A 1,421-nucleotide genomic window follows, 5' to 3' on the forward strand; every position below is an offset into this window, starting at 1 on the left:
GAGTTGGAGGGCGGGGAGATCGAGCTGGTGGCCCACGTCCATACCCCCACGTCCACTGCCGAGGCTTACGGCAAGGAGTTGAGCGTGACGCCCTCGTCCAAGACGACGACGATCGCCAAGGTATCCTTGAGGAACACGGTGAGGCGACGAGGCGTGGACTTCATCAATCGCTTGGTGTCGTTCTACAACCAGGACGCCAACGACGAGAAGAACGAGGTGGCGCAGAAGACGGCCGAGTTCATCGAGGAGCGCATCGGCATCATCAACGGCGAGCTGGGCACTACGGAGAGCGAGCTCGCTGCCTTCAAGCAACGCTCCGGCCTGACGAATTTGACGAGCGACGCCCAGATGGCTTTGCAGGAAAGCTCGAGGTATGAGCAACAACGTACGGAGAACGCCACGCAGATCAACTTGGTGCAGTATCTCCGCAATTATATCGACGATCCTGCGAACATGGACGAGGTGATCCCTGCCAACGTGGGCCTGCGGGATCAAAACCTCACCTCTGTCATCGACCAGTACAACACGATGATCATCGAGCGCAAGCGCCTGTTGCGTACCTCTTCGGACAGCAACCCGGCCATCATCAACATGAACGCCGGCATCGAGGCTATGCGCCGCAACGTGAGGACGACGGTGAACAGTGTCTTGAGGGGGCTCCAGATCGCCAAGGCGGACATCGACCGTCAGGCGAGCAAGTTCGAGAGCCGCATCAGCGACGCCCCGAGGCAGGAGAAGGAGTTCATGACGATCTCCCGCCAGCAGGAGATCAAGGCCACGTTGTACGTCATGCTGTTGCAGAAGCGTGAGGAGAACGCCATCACGCTGGCAGCCACGGCGAACAACGGCCGCATCATCGAGGAGCCGCTCGCCGATGAGCGTCCTGTCGCCCCGAAGAGGATGGTCTTCATGCTTGCGGCGTTGATCTTGGGCCTGGCGATCCCGGTGGGCATTGTCTACCTTCATGACCTGTTGAAATACAAGATCGAGAACCGTGAGGACGTTGAGGCGATCACGGGCGTGGCTATTTTGGCGGAGCTCCCGTTGGTCAAGAAGACGGGTGAGGGCTCGATCGTGGTGCGTGAGAACAAGAACGACCTGATGGAGGAGATGTTCCGGGGGTTGCGCACGAACCTCTTGTTCATGCTAGGCAAGGACGAGCGTGTGATCCTTTTCAGCTCCACGCAACCGGGCGAGGGCAAGTCTTTCGTCGCTGGCAACTTGGCGGTGAGCTTGGCTTACTTGGGCAAGAGGGTGGTGGTGGTCGGTATGGACATCCGCAAGCCGGGCCTGAACAAGGTGTTCAATATCTCCCGTAAGATGGAGGGCATCACGAACTACCTTAGCGACCCGGATCACGTGGAGTTGTTCGACATGGTCCAGCGATCCGATATCAGCCCTAACCTCGATATCCTCCCGGG

The 1,421-nt window shown here is 59.0% G+C and carries 1 protein-coding gene; it reads left to right on the plus strand.

Annotation, left to right across the window (positions count from 1 at the left end; all coding sequences use genetic code 11):
• A partial coding sequence (locus DW033_RS25440) for a GNVR domain-containing protein (RefSeq protein ID WP_305036340.1) occupies positions 1-1,421 on the plus strand: 1,421 nt, incomplete at both ends.

This window comes from Parabacteroides sp. AF39-10AC, assembly GCF_003635405.1.
GTDB lineage: Bacteria > Bacteroidota > Bacteroidia > Bacteroidales > Tannerellaceae > Parabacteroides > Parabacteroides distasonis.